The sequence below is a fragment of the Marichromatium sp. PS1 genome (assembly GCF_041155115.1).
Lineage (GTDB): Bacteria > Pseudomonadota > Gammaproteobacteria > Chromatiales > Chromatiaceae > Marichromatium > Marichromatium gracile.
Genome location: NZ_BAAFHB010000002.1, coordinates 908,152 through 928,340, shown reverse-complemented (window position 1 = coordinate 928,340; position 20,189 = coordinate 908,152). Strand labels below are relative to the sequence as shown.

Sequence of the window (20,189 nt, the reverse complement as noted above, 5' to 3'; positions counted from 1 at the left end):
GATCAGAACAGCGCCATCAGCACCGCCTGCGCCTCGGCCACCGTCTGTCCCGAGGGCGTGACCGGTTCGTCGACATCGAGGATCCGCAGCTCGACCCGCGCCAGTCCGGTGTGCAGCATGCCGAGCGCCTTGGCCGCGCCCTTCGAGAGATCGATCGACCGCCCATCGATATAGGGTCCCCGATCATTGATGGTGACCACCACCGACCGACCATTGTCCTTGTTCTTGACCCGCACCCGGGTACCGAACGGCAGGGTCCGATGTGCCGCGGTCAAGGCATGCATGTCGAACCGCACCCCACTCGCGGTGAGCCGGCCGTTGAAACGATCGGCATAATAGGACGCAACCCCCTCGCTCACGCTCGCCTCGACCAGCGCCCCGGCGCACGCCAGGGGCAGCGCCACCAACGCGCCAATCCATCTGCTGTTCAAAAGCCTTCCTCCGCCTGCTGTCTCGCCCCACCCGGACCATCGCGGACACGCACGGGCGCGCCGTGACCGACGACCATCGGGGTCGCGGCGATGAGCGGGGAGGCATGGATTCGAAATATGACCGGATTCTAACCGCGCACAGAGGAAAGACGAAGGGACCCCGGGGCGCAGCAGGGCTCTCCGGACTCAGCTCCCGTCTCCGGCCTGGCCGAGCCGCAGCGGGTCCTCGACACCCTCGAAGTCGATACGACTGCCACGCACCGGCGCAAAGAAGGCCTCGCGCAGCGCCGGGTCGCGATCATAGACATCGTCGCGAAAGACCAGCCGGCCTGCCGCATCGGCGCTTACCGTCAGGTAATAGAGCAGCACCGGCAGGGGGCGTTCGAGATGGATGTGACGGGTGCGACCGCGAGCGATCTGGCGCTCGATCCGCTCGCGGCTCCAGGCGCTCCCCTCGAGCAACGCCGTGGCCAGCTCGAGCGGCTCGTCGACCCGGATACAGCCGTGACTGAAGGTCCGCTGCCGTCGCGAGAACAGCCAGCGGCTCGGGGTGTCGTGGAGATAGATCGCATGGCGGTTGGGGAACATGAACTTGACCCGCCCCAGGGCATTGTCGGCGCCGGGTTTCTGCACCAGCTGATAGCGCCGATAGTTGCTGGCGTCGCCCCCCCGTCGTACCGCCCCGCTACGACGATCGACCAGCAGATAGTCCTGCGAGACCCAGCCCATCCCCTTCTGGATCGACACCGGCACCGTCCAGGTCGGGTTGATCACCAGATGGTCCATGCGATCGCGAAACATCGGCGTCTGATCCTCGACGCTGCCGACGATCGCCCGGGTCTGCCAGACGGCCTCGCCGCCGCGCACCAGTACCACCCGATAACCGGCCAGGTCGACGAACAGATGGTCCGGCGGCAGCTCGGCATACAGCCAGCGCATCCGCTCCAGATTGATCAGCGCGCGCTCGATCCGCGCGGCATCGATCGGGCGATTGAGGACCGCCAGGGTCCGGGGCCCCACCACACCGTCGTCGACCAGCCCGTAGCGCCGCTGCAACTCGCGCACCGCCTCGCGGAGCCCGGCATCGAAGCGGCGCGCCGTCTCGTCGCCCGCAGCCGGCAGCGACTCGCCGGCGATCAGACGGACCCGCTCGCGCACCCCGACGACCCGCTCGCCGCGGCTGCCGAGGCCGAGCGACGGACCGGCGGGCAGTGGAGGCAGGTCGAGCAGGTGGTCCTGGGCGACATAGTCGCGCAAGGCGCGGCGCAGATCGCGATACCAGAAGGGCAGCGAGAAGCGTCCGGCCAGGGCCTCGGCCATGTCCTCGGCGGCGAGCGCCAGGCGCATGTCGGCGAGGATCTGCGCCGCCGCGACCGGCGCGCGATCATTGTGCCCGGGCGCGACCTGTACCGGGTCGAGCTTGCCGTAGCGGGTGTGATGGACATAGCGCAGCAGCGCATCGCTCAGCAACAGCTCCAGCCCGACCCGCGCCCGTTCGTCACGCGGCGGCGCAACGGTCAGACGGGCGAGCGTCGCGAGATGGAAGTCTTCCGGCGAGAAGCCCTCGCGCTCGACCCCGGCGAGCAGCCGGGCGAGCGAGCCGACCCGCGCCCGCGAGGTCCACACCGGACGATGGTCACGCGCGGCATAGAAGACGGCGAGCAGTCTGGGAGCATACATCCGGCGCCCCTCGGGCAGGGGCGAGGTCTCGGCCAGGGCGGCATCGAGCGCCGGCCAGGACCCAGCGGCCAGCGGCGAGGCGTGGAGGAGGAAGAGCAACAGCCCGAATGGGAGGATGCGCCAGCGCGCCATCGGATACCTGCGAAACGGATCGAACGTCCTTGCGCGGACGTCCATCCAGGCCGCCCGCCCCCAGTCATGCAGCGCTCAGGGGCACTCGCCGACGAGCTGTACCCGCCCCTGCTCGTCGACCGACTCGAGCCTGACCTTGAAGCCCCAGAGCCGATGCACGTGACGCAGCACCTCTTCGGCCGATTCGTCGAGCGGGCGACGGTTGTGCCGGAAGTGACGCAGGGTCAGCGAGCGATCACCGCGCCGGTCGACGTGATAGACCTGCACATTGGGTTCGCGACTGCCGAGGTTGTACTGCTCGGCGAGGGCCTGGCGCAGCGCCCGATAGCCCTGCTCCTCGTGGATCGCGGTGACCTCGAGCTGCTCCTCACGGTCGTCGTCACGCACCGCGAAGAGATGGAACTCGCGCATCAACCGCGGTGACAGGTACTGGGCGATGAAGCTCTCGTCCTTGAAGTTGCGCATGGCGAAGTCGAGCACCTGCAGCCAGTCGCCACCGGCGATGTCGGGGAACCACTCGCGGTCCTCGTCGGTCGGCGCCTCGCAGATGCGACGGATGTCGCGCATCATCGCGAAACCCAGCGCATAGGGGTTGATGCCGTTGAAGTAGGGCTTGTCGAACTCCGGCTGATAGATCACCCCGGTGTGCGACTGCAGGAACTCCATCATGAAGCCGTCGCCCACCAGCCCCTCGTCGTAGAGGTGGTTCATCAGGGTGTAGTGCCAGAAGGTCGCCCAGCCCTCGTTCATCACCTGGGTCTGGCGCTGCGGGTAGAAGTACTGGGCGATCCGGCGCACGATGCGCACGATCTCGCGCTGCCAGGGCTCGAGCAGCGGGGCGTTCTTCTCGATGAAATAGAGCAGGTTCTCCTGCGGCTCCTCCGGCCAGCGCTCTTCGCGTTGCTCATCACCGACCTCGGGACCCGGCGGCAGGGTGCGCCAGAGGTCGTTGACCTGCGACTGCAGATAGGCCGCGCGTTCCTCCTGACGCCGCTGCTCCTCGGCCAGGCTCAGCGGCGAGGGACGCTTGTAGCGGTCGACCCCCTGGTTCATCAGCGCGTGACAGGAGTCGAGCAGCAGCTCGACGGCCTCCTCGCCGTGGCGTTCCTCGCACTCGGCGATGAAGCGCCGCGCGAACACCAGATAGTCGATGATGGCATCGGCGCTGGTCCAGGTGCGGAACAGATAGTTGCCCTTGAAGAAGCTGTTGTGTCCGTAGCTGGCGTGGGCGATCACCAGCGCCTGCATCGGCAGGGTGTTCTCCTCCATCAGATAGGCGATGCAGGGATCGGAGTTGATCACGATCTCGTAGGCCAGTCCCATCTGACCACGCCGATAGGTCTGCTCGGTGGCGACGAACTGCTTGCCGAACGACCAGTGCTGATAGTTGATCGGCAGCCCCACCGAGGAGTAGGCGTCGATCATCTGCTCCGAGGTGATGACCTCGATCTGGTTGGCATAGGTGTCGAGCCCGTAGACGTCGTGGGCGATGCGCCCGATCTCGCGGTCGAAGCGTTCGAGTAGCGGGAAGGTCCATTCCAGCGACTCGGAGATGATGCGTGAGCTCATGCCGGCTCCCTCCTGAACAGCTCGCGGAACACCGGGAAGATGTCGTCGGCGCCGTCGATCTCCTGCATCGCGAAGTGCGGGTGCAGCGCCATCACCTCCTGATAGGCGTACCACAAGCTCTGGTGCTGGCGCGGGGTGATCTCGACATAGGCGAAATAGCGCATCAGCGGCATCAGCTTGTCGACGAGGATGTCGCGACAGATGTTGGAGTCGGAGTCCCAGTTGTCGCCGTCCGAGGCCTGAGCGGCATAGATGTTCCAGACGCTCGGGTCGTAGCGCTCGCGGAGGATCTCGTGGGCGAGGTTGAGCGCACTCGAGACCACGGTGCCGCCGGTCTCGCGCGAGTAGAAGAAGTCCTGCTCGTCGACCTCTTGGGCGATGGTGTGATGACGGATGAACACCAGGTCGATCTGATCGTAGTTCCGCTGCAGGAACAGATAGAGCAGGATGAAGAAGCGCTTGGCGAGGTTCTTGCGCACCTGATCCATGGAGCCGGAGACATCCATGATGCAGAGCATCACCGCCTTGCTGGTGGGCTCGGGCTGCTTGGTGAAGCTCTGGTAGCGCAGATCGAAGCTGTCGATGAAGGGCAGCGCGGCGACCCGCGTCTTGAGCGCGTCGATCTCCTCGCGCAACGCCACCACCCGCGCGTCACGCTCGCCAGCGCCGCCGGCGAGCAATGCCGCCAGCTCCTCCTCGAGCTCGCGGATACGCGCCCGCGACGGTGCGCCGAGCGCGGTACGCCGCGCGATCGCCCCCTTGAGCGAGCGCACCACGTCGATGTTCGAGGGCGAGCCGTCGGTGGCATAGCCGGCGCGCACGTTCTTGAACTCAGTGGTGCCCATGAGCTGGTTGCGCACCAGGTTGGGCAGCGCGAGGTCCTCGAACAGCAGGTCCATGAACTCCTCGCGCGAGAGCTCGAAGACGAAGTCGTCCTCGCCGCGACCGTCCTTGCTCGCCTTGCCCTGACCGCCGCCCTGACCGCCACCGCCCGGGGGCCGACGGATGCGATCGCCGGTCTCGAACTCGCGGTTGCCGGGATAGACCTGGTCGCGGGTACCGCCGCTGCCGTGGTGGAGCAGCGGCTCGGAGATGTCGCGCGCGGGGATGCCGACGCGCTCGCCCGAGTCGACGTCGGTGATGCTGCGCTTGTTGACCGCCTCGGCCACGGAGCGCTTGAGCTGACTCTTGTAGCGCCGGATGAAGCGCTGCCGATTGACCGCGCTCTTGTTCCTGCCGTTCAGACGGCGGTCGATGAAGTGTGACATAGGACCGCTTCGCTCACCGTTGCTGAGGACCACCCCGGGCACGCGGCCCGAGGCTGGTCGGGGTGCGCCCACACCGGGCGGGCGCCCGTCACCTGGACGCGGATCAGTGCGCCTTGCGTACCCGCAGATACCACTCCGAGAGCAACCGCACCTGCTTCGGGGTGTAGCCCTTCTCGGTCATGCGGTCGACGAACTGGTCGTGCTTCTTCTGCTCGTCGGCCGAGGCCTTGGCGTTGAAGGAGATCACCGGCAGCAGCTCCTCGGTGTTGGAGAACATCTTCTTCTCGATCACCAGGCGCAGCTTCTCGTAGCTGGTCCAGCGCGGGTTGGCTCCACCATTGTTGGCGCGCGCACGCAGCACGAAGTTGACGATCTCGTTGCGGAAGTCCTTGGGGTTGGAGATCCCCGCCGGCTTCTCGATCTTCTCCAGCTCCTCGTTGAGCGAGGCGCGATCGAGCATCTCGCCGGTATCGGGATCGCGATACTCCTGATCCTGGATCCAGTAGTCGGCAAAGGTGACATAGCGGTCGAAGATGTTCTGGCCGTACTCGGCATAGGACTCGAGATAGGCCGTCTGCAGCTCCTTGCCGATGAACTCGGCGTAACGCGGCGACAGATACTGCTTGATGAAGCCGAGATAACGTTCCTGCACCTCGGGCGGGAGCTGCTCGCGAGCGATCTGGCGCTCGAGCACATAGAGCAGGTGCACCGGGTTGGCGGCCACCTCGGCATGATCGAAGTTGAACACCTGGGAGAGGATCTTGAAGGCGAAGCGGGTGGAGATCCCGCTCATCCCCTCATCGACCCCGGCATAGTCGTGATACTCCTGCACCGACTTGGCCTTGGGATCGGTGTCCTTGAGGTTCTCGCCGTTGTAGATCCGCATCTTCGAGTAGATGTTGGAGTTCTCCGGCTCCTTGAGCCGGGTCAGCACCGAGAACTGCGCCATCATCTCCAGGGTGCCCGGGGCGCAGGGCGCGTGCGACAGCGAGCTGTTGGCGAGCAGCTTGTCGTAGATGCAGACCTCCTCGTCGACGCGCAGGCAGTAGGGCACCTTGACGATATAGACGCGATCGAGGAAGGCCTCGTTGTTCTTGTTGTTGCGGAAGCTCTGCCACTCCGACTCGTTGGAGTGGGCGAGGATGATGCCCTGGAAAGGCAGCGCCGAGAGCCCCTCGGTGCCGTTGTAGTTGCCCTCCTGGGTGGCGGTGAGCAGTGGGTGCAGCACCTTGATCGGTGCCTTGAACATCTCGACGAACTCCATGATGCCCTGGTTGGCGCGGCACAGCGCACCGGAATAGCTGTAGGCATCGGCATCGTGCTGGGCGAAGCGCTCGAGCTGACGGATGTCGACCTTGCCGACCAGCGAGGAGATGTCCTGGTTGTTCTCGTCGCCCGGCTCGGTCTTGGCGATGGCGATCTGCTCGAGTACCGAGGGATAGACCTTGACCACCCGGAAGCGGGTGATGTCGCCGTGATACTCCTGCAGCCGCTTCACCGCCCAGGGCGACATGATGGTGCGCAGATAGCGCCTGGGGATGCCGTAGTCGTCCTCGAGGATCTGACCGTCCTCATCGGGCGAGAACAGCCCCAGCGGCGACTCGAACACCGGCGAACCCTGGATGGCATAGAAGGGCACCAGCTCCATCAGCTCCTTGAGCTTCTCGGCCAGCGAGGACTTGCCGCCGCCGACCGGGCCGAGCAGATAGAGGATCTGCTTCTTCTCCTCGAGCCCCTGGGCGGCGTGCTTGAGATAGGAGACCAGGTGCTCGATCGACTCCTCCATGCCATAGAACTCGGAGAAGGCCGGGTAGCGCTTGATCACCTTGTTCTGGAAGATCCGGCTCAGCCGCGGGTCGTCGCTGGTGTTGACCAGCTCCGGCTCACCGATGGCCTGCAGCAGCCGTTCGGGCGCACTGGCATAGGCACTGGGGTCGGTCTTGCACAGTGCCAGGTATTCGTCCAGGGTGAGCACCTCCTCGCGGGAGGCCTCGTAGCGCGCCTGGTAGCGTTCGAAGATCGACATAGACTTACCTCTCCTCGGAACCTGAGTGTGCCTGCTCGATCCGGCTCCGGCTCTGCCGGAGGCTCGGGGCGGGCAGGACGGAACACAAGAGCCTCCAGGTGGAGCGCAAGATTCAGGCCATCAACCAGCGTCCGTTGCTGGAGCACCTGGGACGACCTGTGAGAACCGGGCCATCAATGACAGCGGCGATCAAGGCCTGAGACCCAGGTGATGGATCCGGGTTCGATCGCTGCATCTGTTCGGTGCATGGAGCGGAACATGCCCCGCGTCCGTCTCGACGGATACGCCACGCCAGTCAGGCGGCGACCGGGCCGGACACGACGGGCGCCGGTCGGGGTGATCGCAACCGGGGCGAAGGCCAAGGCCCCGCCACCGAACGCCCCGCGACCACCACCTCAGAGGAGAAGGTTGGGCGACACCCAGCGCGATTCAACGCGCCGGCGCCCGATCGCTCACCCCCGGCGATCCCTCAGCGCCCCCTCTCGACTGCACCGCGCAGGTGCAGATAGGTCTCGAGTAGTGCACGGGTCGAGGCGTCATGCCCCTCGCCCGCGCCCCCGTCCTTGAGCTCGCCGAGGATCACCCCGGCGAGCTGCTTGCCCAGCTCGACCCCCCACTGATCGAAGGAGTTGATCCCCCAGATCGCCCCCTGGGTGAAGATGCGGTGCTCGTAGAGGGCGATCAGCGCGCCCAGGGTGAAGGGCGTCAGCCGCTCCATCAGCAGGGTGTTGGTCGGGCGGTTGCCGGGGAAGACGCGATGCGGGGCGAGCGCCTCGACCCGCTCGTCGGAGAGCCCGGCGGCGCGCAGCTCGGCGCGCGCCTCATCCAGGGTCCGCCCGCGCATCAGCGCCTCGGTCTGGGCGAAGCAGTTGGCCATCAGCTTGTCGTGATGATCGCCGAGCTCGTGATGGCTGCGCGCGGCGCCGATGAAGTCGGCCGGGATCAGCTGGGTGCCCTGGTGGATGAGCTGGTAGAAGGCATGCTGGCCATCGGTGCCGGGCTCGCCCCAGACCACCGGACCGGTGGTGTACTCGAGGGTCTCGCCGTCGCGCCCGACCCGCTTGCCGTTGCTCTCCATGTCGCCCTGCTGGAGATAGGCCGGCAGCAGCCGCAGCGACTGATCGTAGGGCAGCACCGCGTGGGTGCGCGCCCCGGCGAAGTTGGCATACCACACCCCGATCAGTCCGAGCAGCACCGGCATGTTGCGCTCGAGCGGTGCGGTGCGATGGTGCTCGTCGATCGCGTGCGCGCCCTCGAGCAGCTCGACGAAGCGCTCGAAGCCGACCGCCAGCGCGATCGGCAGCCCGATCGCCGACCACAGCGAATAGCGCCCGCCGACCCAGTCCCAGAACTCGAACATGTTGGCGGTATCGATGCCGAAGGCCGATACCCGCTCGGCGTTGGTGGAGACGGCGACGAAATGGCGCGCCACCGCACCCGAATCGCCGAGCGCCGCAAGCAACCAGTCGCGCGCGCTCGACGCGTTGGTCATGGTCTCCTGGGTGGAGAAGGTCTTGGAGGCGATCACGAACAGCGTCGTCTCCGGATCGAGCCCGCGCAGCGTCTCGACCAGATGGGTGGCATCGACGTTGGAGACAAAGTGCACCCGCAGCTGATCGCTGCAATAGGGCGAGAGCGCGGCGCACACCATCTTCGGCCCGAGGTTGGAGCCGCCGATGCCGATATTGACCACATCGCTGATGCGCCGCCCGGTGTGCCCGGTCCAGCCCCCCGAGCGCACCTCGCCGACGAAGCGCTCGATACGCGCGAGCACGCCGTTGACCAGCGGCATCACGTCCTCGCCATCGACCACCATCGGCCGGTTGCTGCGGTTGCGCAGCGCCATGTGCAGCACCGCGCGATGCTCGGTGACATTGATCGGCTCGCCGCCGTAGAGACGCGCCTGCCAGCCGGGCAGGTCGGCCGCGCGCGCCAGCTCCAGCAACAGACGCAGGGTCTCGTCGGTGAGCAGGTTCTTGGAATAGTCCAGGTGCAGGCCGGCGACCGACAGCCGCATCCGCTCGGCGCGGCCGGGATCGCGCGCGAACAGGGTGCGCAGATGGTGCTCGCGCATCTCCTCCCAGTGCTGCTGCAACGCCTGCCATTGCGGGGTGTGACTGATCATCGACATGCAGACTCTCCTTGCGAACGTGAGAATGGACGGTCGACCGCAGCGACACCACGCGCCCCGGCGACCACACCGCGACAGCATACTCGGATCACGATGACGACCCGATGTCGGGCGGCCAGCGGCCAGCGGCCAGCGGCCAGCGGCCAGCGGCCAGCGGCCAGGAGATTGAACCGCAAAGCCGCGAAGGGCGCGAAGGGGAGAAGCGTCCAGCGATCAGCCTCCAGCCTACCCTCAACCACGGGCGTCCAGAACGCAGGGGCGCCGGATGGGGGTGCGGACACCGCCGCGGCTGACCCCGCTGGCGACCGTTGGCCGATGGCTGGCGCGGGTGGCTGATGACTGGCGGCTGATCGCGAGTGGCTGGCTGCTGGTGGCTGCTGGCTGCTGGCTGCTGGCGGCTGGCGGCTGGCGGCTGGCGGCTGGCGGCTGGCGGCTGGTAGCTGAGACCCCCGCCCTCAGCCAGCCAGGGCGTTGCGCCAGTCCTGGTCGTCGCGGTCGAACAGACGGCTGGCCTCGGGCGGGCCCCAGGAGCCGGCGGCATAGGTATGGATGAAGTCGCGCTCGACCGCCCAGCGCTTGAGCACCGGATCGATCACCCGCCACGCCCACTCGACCTCGTCGGCGCGCAGGAAGTGGGTACGATCGCCGCTGATGGCATCGAGGATCAGCGCCTCGTAGGCGTCGATATGATCCGGCGGCAGGCCGCAGCTGCTGGCGTCGAGCCGCTCGGTCTGGGTACGCAGCTCCAGTCCCGGGCGCTTGACCTGCAGCTCGATGCGCATGCACTCGTGCGGCTGGATGCCGAGCAGCAGCCAGTTCGGCCGCAGCCGCTCGATCGCGGTGTGCTGGAAGAGCTGCTGGGGCGGGTGCTTGAAGCGGATGGCGATCAGCGACTCGCTGCTCCCCATCCGCTTGCCGGTACGCAGGAAGAAGGGCACGTTGCGCCAGCGCCAGTTGTCGATATAGAGCTTGAGCGCGGCATAGGTCTCGGTGGTGCTCTCAGCCGCTACCCCGGGCTCGTCGCGATAGCCCGGCACCGTCGTCTCGCCGACCCGTCCCGCGCCATACTGGGCGCGCAGCGCGTGGGCGTGGACGGCCTCGCGGGCGATCGGCCGGATCGAGCGCAGCACCTTCACCTTCTCGTCGCGCAGCGCATCGGCATCGAGGCTCGCCGGCGGCTCCATCGCCACCAGGGTGAGCAGCTGCAGCAGATGACTCTGGATCATGTCGCGCAGCGCGCCGACCCCGTCGTAGAAACCGGCGCGCGCGCCGATCCCCTGGGACTCGGCGTGGGAGATCTGCACATGGTCGATATAGTTGCGATTCCACAGCGGCTCGAGCAGCAGATTGGCGAAGCGGAACACGAGCACGTTCTGCACCGTGCTCTTGCCCAGGTAGTGATCGATGCGATAGATCTCCTCGCCCGGGAAGGCCTCGCGCAACCGCCGTTCGAGCAACCGCGCGCCCTCCAGATCGAGCCCGAAGGGCTTCTCCACCACCAACCGCGACCAGCCGCCGGCACGACTGGCGAGCCCGGCGGCGGCGAGCCGCGCGGCGACGCCGGCGTGGAACTCGGGGGCGATCGCCAGATAGCTCAGCAGATTGTCCGGGGCCTCGGGCAGGGCGCGCAACCGCTCGGCCAGCCGCTCGAAGTCCTCCGCGCGCTCGAGATCGCCGGTGACGAAATGCAGTCGCCCGAGCAGACGCTGCACCACCGGGTCCTCACAGACCCGACGCTCGGCCAGCGCGGCACCGACCCGCTCGCGCCACGCCTGATCGCTCCAGGGACGACGACCGACGCCGACCACCCGGGTCGCCGGATGCAGCCGCCCGGCCGCCTCCAGCCCATAGAGCGCGGGCAACAGCTTGTGCTCGACCAGATTGCCGGTGGCCCCGAAGATCAACAGGATGCAGGGTTCGATCATGGGCAGATTATCTCGCTGGTGCACAAATATGATAATTTGAAGGCTGTCACCCTATTGCCAAGCCGGGCCCGGCACTTCCCGCCGCGACGCCCGTAGCCCAAGGACCGTTCATGGAACTCCCCGTTCCCCCGATCTCCCCTGCCCTGCCGGACCCGGACGGACTGCGCATCCTCGTGGCGAGCAGCGAGGCGCACCCGCTGATCAAGACCGGCGGCCTGGCCGACGTCGCTGCGAGCCTGCCGGCGGCGCTGCGCCAGCTCGGCCACGACGCGCGGCTGATCATGCCCGGCTATCCGAGCGCGCTGCGTCAGCTGCTCGAGCCGAAGACGCGTTGCGAGCTGCGCATCCCCGGCGCGCGCACCAGCGTGCGCATCGTCGAGGGTCTGCACCCGGACCACGGTCTGCCCGTCTATCTGGTCGACGCCCCGGACTACTTCCACCGCGAGGGCAGCCCCTATACCGATATCAGCGGTCGCGACTGGGGCGACAACCCCGAGCGCTTCCTGCTGTTCTGTCGCACCCTCGCACAACTGGCCATGGGGCTGCCGGCGGTGGGCTGGCGTCCCGAGGTGCTGCATGCCAACGACTGGCAAACCGGACTCACCCCGGCGCTGATGCACGACCTGCCCGAGCGCCCGGCCACCGTCTTCACCATCCACAACCTCGCCTACCAGGGGCTGTTCGATCGCGCCACCTTCGATCGCATCGGCCTGCCTGCGGCGCTGTGGAACGTCGCCGGGATCGAGTTCCATCAGCGCATGTCCTTCATCAAGGGCGGCATCGTCTTCTCCGACCGGGTCAACACCGTCAGCCCGACCTATGCCGACGAGATCCGCACGCCGCGCTTCGGCTGCGGCCTCGACGGGCTGCTGCGCCAGCTCGGCGGACGCTTCAGCGGCATCCTCAACGGCATCGACTATGGGGTGTGGGATCCGCAGACCGATCCGATGATCCTGCAACAGTTCGATGCCGAACACTTCGGGCTGAAGACCGAGAACAAGCTCGAACTACAGCGCGAGTTCGGCCTGCCGCGTCACGAGGAGGCCTTCCTGCTCGGCTATGTCGGGCGACTGGTCGAACAGAAGGGGGTGGACCTGATCCTCGCCATCCTGCCCGACCTGCTGCAGGACGCCAACGTGCAGGTGGTGCTGCAGGGCGTCGGCGATCGTCACACCGAACAGGCGCTGCACGAGGTCGCCAGGACCTATCCGCGCCAGGTCGGCGTGCTCATCGGTTATGACGAGATGCGCGCGCACCGCATCGAGGCCGGCTGCGACACCTTCCTGATGCCCTCGCGCTTCGAGCCGTGCGGGCTCAACCAGCTCTACAGCCTGCGCTACGGCACCCCGCCGATTGCCCACTGCACCGGCGGTCTGGCCGACACCATCACCCCGGTCGATGCCGAGACGCTCGCCGCGGGCACCGCCACCGGCTTCCTGTTCGAGCGCTCGCGACCCGAGGAGCTGCACGCCGCGGTCGATCAGGCCCGCCGTCTCTATCGCGAACAGCCGGAACAATGGCGCAGACTGGCCACCACCGGGATGATGCAGGACTTCAGCTGGGAGGCCAGCGCGCAGCACTATCTGCAACTCTACGAGGCGGCGCTGGAGGAGAGAGGGGTTCAGGCCGACGTGCTGTCGGCCTGAACCGGGCGTCCAGGCTCAGGCGGCCTGGGCGGGGATGGCATCGCCGGTGCGCAGCACCTGGTTGCGCTCGTCGAGATAGACCAGCGCCGGCTTGTGGGCGTCGGCCTCGGCCTCGGTCATGGTGGCGAAGGCACAGATGATCACCCGATCACCGGGCGCGGCCTTGTGCGCCGCCGCACCATTGACCGAGATCACCCGCGAACCGGCCTCGGCACGGATCGCATAGGTGGTGAAGCGCTCACCGTTGGTGACGTTGTAGATCTGGATCTGCTCGTACTCGCGGATCCCGGCCAGCGCCAGCAGCTCGTCGTCGATGGCGCAGGAGCCCTCGTAGTCCAACTCCGAGTGCGTCACGCAAGCGCGATGCAGCTTGCACTTCAGCAAGGTCAAATGCATGTATCCAATCCTCTGATGGGCCCCAGCGGGACCAGGTCGGCCGTCGTCCGACGGCGGACATTCGATGTGATGACCAGGCTAGTCTAGCGCGTCCCCTGCTGCGACGCAGCATCGGACACGCGCCGCGCCCGGAGACGGCCTGACCGAACGCCCCGGGCGCATTGAATCAGCGACGCACCCGGCGATTGTCGATCAGTCGCGCCCGTCCCAGCCGTGCGGCGGCGAGGATCACCAGGTCGCGCTCGTCGCTCTCCGGCGGCGCGAGATCGGCGGCACGACAGACCTTGAAGTACTCGGGCGCAAAGCCCTCGGCCTCGAGCGCCCGGCAGGCTGCCAGCTCGAGTTCGACGAACGGACGACCGGCGCGCACTGCCGCAGCGGCCTCGTCGAGCACCCGGTTGAGTGCCGGCGCGCGCTCACGCTCGGCGGCGGTGAGATAGGCATTGCGCGAGCTGCGCGCCAGCCCGTCGGGTTCGCGCACGGTCTCGACACCATGGATCGCCACCGGGATCGACAGGTCCTCGACCATGCGCCGGATCACCAGCAGCTGCTGGAAGTCCTTCTCGCCGAACACCGCCACGTCGGGCTGCACCATGTTGAACAGCTTGCAGACGATGGTCGCCACGCCGACGAAGTGACCGGGACGGCTGGCGCCACAAAACAGCGCCGAGATCCCCGGCACCTCGACCCGGGTCTGCCCCGTCTGGCCGTTGGGATAGATGGTCTCCACCGCCGGCGCGAAGAGCAGATCGCAGCCGCCCGCGGCGAGCTTGTCGCGATCGGCCTCCGGGGTACGCGGATAGGCATCGAGATCCTCGCCGGGACCGAACTGCAGCGGGTTGACGAAGATGCTCGCCACCACCCGGTCGGCACGCTCGGCCGCCGCGCGCACCAGGGTCAGATGGCCCTGGTGCAGATTGCCCATGGTCGGCACCAGGGCGATGCGCTCACCGGCGGCGCGCCACTCGGCCAGACGCGCGCGCAGATTGGGAAGATGCTCGATACGCTCCATTGATCTCTCGGTTGGTTCAGATCGGTGTACGGGACCCGGGATCGGGCCCGCGAGACGCCACGACACGCCGCCGCACCGATCGGGCAATGATCGGTCATCGACGCCGCGCTCGCCGCGACATTCGGCAATGTCCATTGGACGACACGGACACCGCGCGGAGCGATGTCCACCCGCAGCACTGAAGGCTGCCGGCCCCGACGCAGAGGTCGGGGTCAGGAAGCGACCGGGGCCGGCGCCGCTGCTCGGCGGCCGGACGACGGCGCGAGGGGCGAGCGGATCGGGTTCCGCCCGCGCCCCGGGTCCACGAGTACGTGGACCTAGTAGGCGATCTCGGGAGCGCTCGGGAAGCTGCCCTCGCGCACCGCGGCGACATAGGCGTCGACGGCACCGCGCACCGAACCGCCGGCGACCGTGAAGTCGCGACTGAAGCGGGGGGCGCGCCCCGGGTTGAGCCCGAGCATGTCCTGCAGCACCAGCACCTGACCGTCGCACTCGGCCCCGGCGCCGATGCCGATCACCGGGATGGTCAGGGTGCGGGCGATCTCGCCGGCGAGCGCCTGGGGAACGCACTCGAGCACCAGCAGCGAGGCGCCGGCGTCCTGCATCGCCAGCGCATCGTGGCGGATACGCTCGGCCGAGGCATGGTCGCGCCCCTGGAAGCGATAGCCTCCGAGCTGGTTGACCGATTGCGGCTGCAGCCCGAGATGGGCGCACACCGGCGCACCCTGCGCGACCAGTTGGCGCACGGTATCGAGATAGGGCTCACCGCCCTCGAGCTTGACCATCTGCGCCCCGCCCTCCTGCATCAGGCGCGAGGCGCTCTCGAGGGCGCGCTCCGGCGTGGCGTAGGACATGAACGGCAGGTCCGCGACCACCAGCGCACGACTCGATCCCCGGGTAACACAAGCGGTGTGATAGACCATCTGGTCGAGGGTCACGGGAACCGTGGTCGGGTGCCCCTGCAGCACCATCCCCAGCGAATCCCCCACCAGCATCACCTCGACCCCGGCCTCGTCGAGCAGACGGGCGAAGGTGGCGTCATAGCAGGTGAGGACGGCGATCCGCTCGCCGCGTGCCTTCATGGCGGCGAGGGAGGCGACAGTGGTCGGTGAAGCGGACATCGGCGACTCCGGGGTCTAGGTACTTCGGAATAAGGAAAGGCCGGGGCGGCGGCGTTACTGCGCGCCCTTGGCCGCACCGGCGCTCGACTCGCCCCCACCATTGCTGCTGGCGCCACCCGACTTGCGCCGACGCCGCCGCCGTGGCCGGCGACGGCGCGCGCCACCCTCGACCATGCTCGCCCGTTCCTGGCCACTGGCATCCTGGAAGCGGGTCCACCACTCGGCCAGCTCCCGATCGACCTCGCCGGCCTCGGCACGCAACAGCAGGAAATCGTAGGCGGCACGGAACCGCGGATGGGTCAGCAGCCGGAACGGGCGCTTGCCCTCGCGCTGCTCGAATCGCGGCTGCAGTGCCCAGATCTCGCGCATCGGCAACGAGAAGCGCTTGGGGACCGCCACCCGCGACTGCTGACGGACACAGACCTCGGCGCTGACCTGAACCATCGCCTCGTTGATCTGCATGCCCTCGGCGACCATCCGCTCGACCCCCGCGCGCACCGGCTCCCACAACAGGACGGCGAACAGGAAGGCCGGGGTGACCGGCTTGCCCGCTTGGATGCGCGCATCGGTGTTGGCGAGACCGCGGCTGACCAGGGTGATCGGGAAATCATGGTCCTCGCACGCGAGCGCCGCCTCGGTATCCGGGAAGAGCAGCGCGAAGAGGCCATAATGACGCAGCTTCTCGAAGACGTCGAGTCCATAGCCGGCGTGGAAGAGCTTGATCAGCTCGTCGAAGAGCCGCGCCGCCGGCACCCCGTCGAGCAGATGACCGAGTTCGAACAGCGGGCGCTCGGTGGCCTCCTCGATGCTGAAGCCGAGCTTGCAGGCAAAGCGCACCGCCCGCAGCATCCGCACCGGATCCTCGCGATAGCGCTGTTGCGGATCGCCGATCAGACGCAGCTTGCCGGCGCGCAGGTCGGCCAGGCCATCGGCATAGTCGATCAGCGAGAAGTCCTGGATGTTGTAGTAGAGCGCGTTGATGGTGAAGTCGCGCCGCAGTGCATCCTCGGCGATGGTGCCATAGGCGTTGTCGCGAACGATCATGCCGTTCTCGACACAGCGCTCGCCCTCCTCCGCCTCACCCTCACCGTTGCCGCGGAAGGTGGCGACCTCGATGATCTCGCGACCGAAGTGCACATGGGCGAGACGGAAGCGGCGCCCGATCAGCCGACAGTTGCGAAAGACCTGGCGGACCTGCTCGGGCGTGGCGTCGGTGGCCACGTCGAAGTCCTTGGGCTCGTGACCGAGCAACAGGTCGCGCACCCCGCCGCCGACGAGATGGGCCTGAAAGTTCTCCTGCTTGAGCCGGTACAGCACCTTGAGAGCATTGGCGCTGATGTTGGCGCGCGAGATCCCGTGCTCGGGACGCGGCACAATCAGGGGCGTCGTCGCGGACGGGGTCCGCGTGATGTCGTTATCGGATTCCTGCATCACCGTTATGGGCGCATTCCTTGGGCGCTGGGCGGGGTCCGCGTGACGGTCCCGGACGGGACTTCGGGGCGCGACGCCGCCGGTTGGAAGAAGAATGGTAACAGACGCTTGTACTCTTACCTGATCCCGGTATAATACGCGCTTCTTTGCTGCGCCGCTCCCTTCGTCTAGTGGTTAGGACGTCGGCCTCTCACGCCGGTAACAGGGGTTCGAATCCCCTAGGGAGCGCCACCTTTACGAAAAAGGGGTCTTGCCTTCGCAAGACCCCTTTTTTCATGCCCGCCTTCTGGCTCGAACCGGGGCAATGCCCATCGCCCCGGTCGACAGCGGCTACATCGGGAAACCGCCCCCCGGGGGCATGCCGCCGGGCGGGAAACCACCGCCGCCACCGGGGAAGCCGCCGGGCATCTTGCCCTGCATGGCGCGCATCATCTTGGCCATGCCGCCGCCCTTCATCTTCTTCATCATCTTCTGCATCTGGGTGAACTGCTTGAGCAGCTTGTTCACATCCTGCACCTGGGTCCCCGAACCGGCAGCGATGCGCCGCTTGCGCGAACCCTTGATCAGCGCCGGGAAACGACGCTCGTGCGGGGTCATCGAGTTGATGATGGCGATCAGCTTGCCCAACTCCTTGTCGCTGGCCTTGTCCTTGAGGTGATCGGGGACCTGGTTCATCCCCGGCAGCTTGTCCATCAGCCCCATCATGCCGCCCATCTTGACCATCTGGTCGAGCTGCTCCTTGAAGTCGGCGAGGTCGAAGTCCTTGCCCTTCTTGAGCTTGCGCACCAGCTTCTCGGCCTGATCCTGATCGACCTTGGACTGCACCTCCTCGACCAGCGAGACCACGTCGCCCATGCCGAGGATGCGCGAGGCGACGCGGTCGGGATGGAAGGGCTCGAGCGCGGTCGAGCGCTCGCCAGTGCCGAGGAACTTGATCGGCTTGCCGGTGATCTGGCGGATCGACAGCGCCGCGCCACCGCGCGCATCACCATCGGTCTTGGTCAGCACCACGCCGGTCAGCGGCAACGCCTCATCGAAGGCCTTGGCGGTATTGGCCGCGTCCTGACCGGTCATGGCGTCGACCACGAACAGGGTCTCGACCGGATCGAGCGCGGCGTGGACGGCCTTGATCTCGTCCATCATCGCCGGGTCGACGTGGAGTCGACCGGCGGTGTCGACGATCAGCACGTCCTTGAAACGCTTGCGCGCCTGGGCGAGCGCAGCAGTGGCGATCTCGACCGGATCCTGCTCGCCGCTGCTGGGGAAGAACTCGGCGCCGACCTCTCCGGCAACGGTCTCGAGCTGGTCGATGGCCGCCGGGCGGTAGACGTCACAGCTGACCACCATCACCGACTTCTTCTGCTTCTCCTGCAACCAGCGCGCGAGCTTGCCGACACTGGTGGTCTTGCCCGCGCCCTGCAGGCCGGCCATCAGCACCACCGCCGGCGGCTGCGCCGAGAGATCGAGCGACTCGTTGGCCTCGCCCATCAGCGAGACCAGCTCGTCGTTGACGATCTTGATCAGCACCTGACCAGGGGTCAGACTCTTTGATACGGTCTCGCCCAGCGCCTTCTCGCGCACCTCCTCGACGAAACGACGTACCACCGGCAGGGCCACGTCCGCCTCGAGCAGGGCCATGCGCACCTCGCGCACCGCGTCCTTGATGTTGTCCTCGGTCAGTCGCCCCTGACCACGCAGGTTATTCAGGACGCCGGCGAACCGGTCCTGGAGATTCTCGAACATGCTCTGCCTCGAAGTCTTTGCCGCGCCAGGCGCGGGTGATGAAAAGTCCCGTGCCACCACGGCTTACAGCTTAACCTGCGAGTATAATGCAGCGTTTGCAGCGGACTCTACAGCCCAGCGCCGCAACCGACCCGCCGCGCGCGGCGCCCCGCAAGGCTCGCCGCCCCCGTTGCTCGCGCCGCACCGGCGGCGGCCGAGGCGGTCCGCGTCGTTGTCAAGCGCACCACCACGAGGGCATGATTGGGCCATGCAACACATCATCGTGCCGAAAGATTCGAGCGCCGATCGGCGCAACGGCGGCCCCGGCCTCCGTGACGCGCCACCCTCGCGCGCGCCGCGCCCGACAGGTTGCCGCCATGCCCAGGACCAGCGCCAGGCACCCCGGCAACCGCCCATCTAACAGGCCGGCAAGGATGTCACCAGCTGCGCCGTATTCGTCCCAACGCCTTCTGCGAATGTACCACCTATGAGCCATCCCCTTCTCTCCGTCGCCGCCACCCTCTGCTACCTGGTCGCCGCCGCCTTCATCGGGCTGCGTCTGTTCAAGTCGAAGGATGGCTGGATCCCGCAACGGGCGCTCGCGCTCGGCATCGGCTTCCTCGGCTCGGCACTGCATGCCTGGCTGCTGTGGGAGACCATCTTCAGCCATGCCGGACTCAACCTCGGTTTCTACAATGCCCTGGCGCTCACCTCCTGGACCGTGATCGCGCTGCTGCTGGTCTCGAGCCTGACCAAGCCGGTCGACAACCTGGGACTGATCCTGCTGCCGGTGGCCGCCCTGACCCTGATGCTCTCGGCAATCTTCACCGACGTCAGCTTCATGCACCCGACCGCCTCCTGGTCGTTGAAGATCCACGTGCTGCTGTCGATGCTCGCCTACAGCCTGCTGACCCTGGCCGCCGGCCAGGCGATCCTGCTTGCCATCCAGGACCGTCACCTGCACCGCCGTCAGCCCGGCGGCTTCGTCCGCACCCTGCCGCCGCTGCAGACCATGGAGAGCCTGCTGTTCGAGATGATCAGCGCCGGCTTCGTGCTGCTCACCCTGGCGCTGCTCAGCGGCTTCGCCTTCCTCGAGGACATGTTCGCCCAGCACCTGGTGCACAAGACGGTGCTCTCGGTGCTCGCCTGGTTGCTCTTCGGCGGCCTGCTGATCGGACGCTTCCTCAAGGGCTGGCGGGGGCGTACCGCGATCGTCTGGACGCTGGGCGGTTTCGCCCTGCTGATCCTTGCCTACTTCGGCAGCAAGGCGGTCCTCGAGCTGATGGTCCTCCAGTCCTGAGCCGGTCTCCACTGTGACAGGCAGGCCCCACCCGCTGGGGCTTGCCTTGCCCCAGGATCGAGCGCACAATGAGTACGTTAGTCGGTCGTCCCGCGATGGTGCGATCGACGACCGTTCCGGGGCCGTAGCTCAGCTGGGAGAGCGTCGCGTTCGCAATGCGAAGGTCAGGGGTTCGATCCCCCTCGGCTCCACCATCCTCCTCTCGACGGCGCGACCCCTTTCCTGGGGACAGGCCAATCGCACAGCACTCATTCATTCCCCTCAGCTGTGCTGTCGTCCACACTTTGACTCTACAAACGCGGTAGCGCCGGCGCCCAGGATCCCGTTATCGTTAACGGATCGCCTTTATTGTGCAGGGAAACGGGATGGCACAACCGCAAGGGCCGGAGGCCGGATACT

General features: G+C 67.1%; 14 protein-coding genes and 2 tRNA genes. 4 read left to right on the top strand and 12 right to left on the bottom strand.

The annotated features are described in order from the left end of the window. Positions 1–2 precede the first annotated feature (2 nt). The 7 genes from ACAM26_RS05495 to zwf form a co-directional block, all read right to left on the bottom strand. The gene (locus ACAM26_RS05495; protein ID WP_123139444.1) at positions 3–431 is read right to left on the bottom strand and encodes a septal ring lytic transglycosylase RlpA family protein; all 429 of its coding nucleotides are present in this window, start codon (positions 429–431) and stop codon (positions 3–5) included. A 186-nt stretch (positions 432–617) separates the two neighbouring features. Then, the gene (locus ACAM26_RS05490; RefSeq protein ID WP_369613242.1) at positions 618–2,243 is read right to left on the bottom strand and encodes a murein L,D-transpeptidase; all 1,626 of its coding nucleotides are present in this window, start codon (positions 2,241–2,243) and stop codon (positions 618–620) included. A gap of 75 nt (positions 2,244–2,318) precedes the next feature. After that, a complete protein-coding gene (locus ACAM26_RS05485; protein ID WP_123139446.1) occupies positions 2,319–3,812 on the bottom strand; it encodes a SpoVR family protein in 1,494 nt (497 codons plus the stop codon). Beyond that, entirely contained in the window at positions 3,809–5,080 is a 1,272-nt protein-coding gene (locus tag ACAM26_RS05480) for a YeaH/YhbH family protein (RefSeq protein WP_123139447.1), read from the bottom strand. Before ACAM26_RS05480 ends, ACAM26_RS05485 begins: the two co-directional genes overlap by 4 nt. Positions 5,081–5,183: 103 nt before the next feature. Then, a complete protein-coding gene (locus ACAM26_RS05475) occupies positions 5,184–7,106 on the bottom strand; it encodes a PrkA family serine protein kinase (protein ID WP_123139448.1) in 1,923 nt (640 codons plus the stop codon). Between the two features lie 469 nt (positions 7,107–7,575). Beyond that, positions 7,576–9,237: a glucose-6-phosphate isomerase gene (gene pgi / locus ACAM26_RS05470; RefSeq protein ID WP_123142252.1), complete on the bottom strand. Its 1,662-nt coding sequence runs from the start codon at positions 9,235–9,237 to the stop codon at positions 7,576–7,578. Between the two features lie 455 nt (positions 9,238–9,692). After that, positions 9,693–11,162 carry a glucose-6-phosphate dehydrogenase gene (gene zwf, locus ACAM26_RS05465; protein WP_123142253.1) on the bottom strand — a complete coding sequence of 490 codons (1,470 nt, stop codon included), beginning with the start codon at positions 11,160–11,162 and terminating at the stop codon, positions 9,693–9,695. A gap of 110 nt (positions 11,163–11,272) precedes the next feature. Here zwf and glgA point away from each other — a divergent pair, with 110 nt between their 5' ends. Then, positions 11,273–12,808, top strand: coding sequence for a glycogen synthase GlgA (glgA, locus tag ACAM26_RS05460; RefSeq protein ID WP_123139451.1), 1,536 nt, complete (start codon positions 11,273–11,275; stop codon positions 12,806–12,808). Between the two features lie 15 nt (positions 12,809–12,823). Here the strand turns inward: glgA and panD are convergent, their stop codons facing one another. From panD to pcnB, 4 genes are all read right to left on the bottom strand, one after another. Next, positions 12,824–13,204: an aspartate 1-decarboxylase gene (panD, locus tag ACAM26_RS05455; RefSeq protein ID WP_062275550.1), complete on the bottom strand. Its 381-nt coding sequence runs from the start codon at positions 13,202–13,204 to the stop codon at positions 12,824–12,826. A 166-nt stretch (positions 13,205–13,370) separates the two neighbouring features. Further along, complete coding sequence (gene panC, locus ACAM26_RS05450; protein ID WP_123139452.1) at positions 13,371–14,216, bottom strand: pantoate--beta-alanine ligase; 846 nt, start codon at positions 14,214–14,216, stop codon at positions 13,371–13,373. Positions 14,217–14,533: 317 nt separating this feature from the next. Continuing rightward, positions 14,534–15,337, bottom strand: a complete 804-nt coding sequence (panB, locus tag ACAM26_RS05445; RefSeq protein WP_123139453.1) for a 3-methyl-2-oxobutanoate hydroxymethyltransferase — start codon at positions 15,335–15,337, stop codon at positions 14,534–14,536. A 54-nt stretch (positions 15,338–15,391) separates the two neighbouring features. Further along, positions 15,392–16,768: a polynucleotide adenylyltransferase PcnB gene (gene pcnB, locus ACAM26_RS05440; RefSeq protein ID WP_123139454.1), complete on the bottom strand. Its 1,377-nt coding sequence runs from the start codon at positions 16,766–16,768 to the stop codon at positions 15,392–15,394. A gap of 156 nt (positions 16,769–16,924) precedes the next feature. Here pcnB and ACAM26_RS05435 point away from each other — a divergent pair. Next, positions 16,925–16,999 (top strand) — tRNA-Glu (locus ACAM26_RS05435). A gap of 99 nt (positions 17,000–17,098) precedes the next feature. Here ACAM26_RS05435 and ffh read toward each other — a convergent pair. Then, positions 17,099–18,511, bottom strand: coding sequence for a signal recognition particle protein (ffh, locus tag ACAM26_RS05430; protein ID WP_123139455.1), 1,413 nt, complete (start codon positions 18,509–18,511; stop codon positions 17,099–17,101). Positions 18,512–18,977: 466 nt separating this feature from the next. Here ffh and ACAM26_RS05425 point away from each other — a divergent pair, with 466 nt between their 5' ends. Further along, positions 18,978–19,790: an inner membrane protein YpjD gene (locus ACAM26_RS05425; RefSeq protein WP_062275559.1), complete on the top strand. Its 813-nt coding sequence runs from the start codon at positions 18,978–18,980 to the stop codon at positions 19,788–19,790. 118 nt (positions 19,791–19,908) lie between these two features. Beyond that, a tRNA-Ala gene (locus tag ACAM26_RS05420) sits at positions 19,909–19,984 on the top strand. Positions 19,985–20,189: the final 205 nt, after the last annotated feature.

Coding starts and splice junctions, on each gene's coding strand:
- ACAM26_RS05490 (WP_369613242.1), bottom strand. CDS start 2,243: ATGGCGCGCTGGCGCATCCTCCCATTCGGGCTGTTGCTCTTCCTCCTC.
- ACAM26_RS05485 (WP_123139446.1), bottom strand. CDS start 3,812: ATGAGCTCACGCATCATCTCCGAGTCGCTGGAATGGACCTTCCCGCTA.
- ACAM26_RS05480 (WP_123139447.1), bottom strand. CDS start 5,080: ATGTCACACTTCATCGACCGCCGTCTGAACGGCAGGAACAAGAGCGCG.
- ACAM26_RS05475 (WP_123139448.1), bottom strand. CDS start 7,106: ATGTCGATCTTCGAACGCTACCAGGCGCGCTACGAGGCCTCCCGCGAG.
- pgi (WP_123142252.1), bottom strand. CDS start 9,237: ATGTCGATGATCAGTCACACCCCGCAATGGCAGGCGTTGCAGCAGCAC.
- zwf (WP_123142253.1), bottom strand. CDS start 11,162: ATGATCGAACCCTGCATCCTGTTGATCTTCGGGGCCACCGGCAATCTG.
- glgA (WP_123139451.1), top strand. CDS start 11,273: ATGGAACTCCCCGTTCCCCCGATCTCCCCTGCCCTGCCGGACCCGGAC.
- panD (WP_062275550.1), bottom strand. CDS start 13,204: ATGCATTTGACCTTGCTGAAGTGCAAGCTGCATCGCGCTTGCGTGACG.
- panC (WP_123139452.1), bottom strand. CDS start 14,216: ATGGAGCGTATCGAGCATCTTCCCAATCTGCGCGCGCGTCTGGCCGAG.
- panB (WP_123139453.1), bottom strand. CDS start 15,337: ATGTCCGCTTCACCGACCACTGTCGCCTCCCTCGCCGCCATGAAGGCA.
- pcnB (WP_123139454.1), bottom strand. CDS start 16,768: ATGCAGGAATCCGATAACGACATCACGCGGACCCCGTCCGCGACGACG.
- ffh (WP_123139455.1), bottom strand. CDS start 18,511: ATGTTCGAGAATCTCCAGGACCGGTTCGCCGGCGTCCTGAATAACCTG.
- ACAM26_RS05425 (WP_062275559.1), top strand. CDS start 18,978: ATGAGCCATCCCCTTCTCTCCGTCGCCGCCACCCTCTGCTACCTGGTC.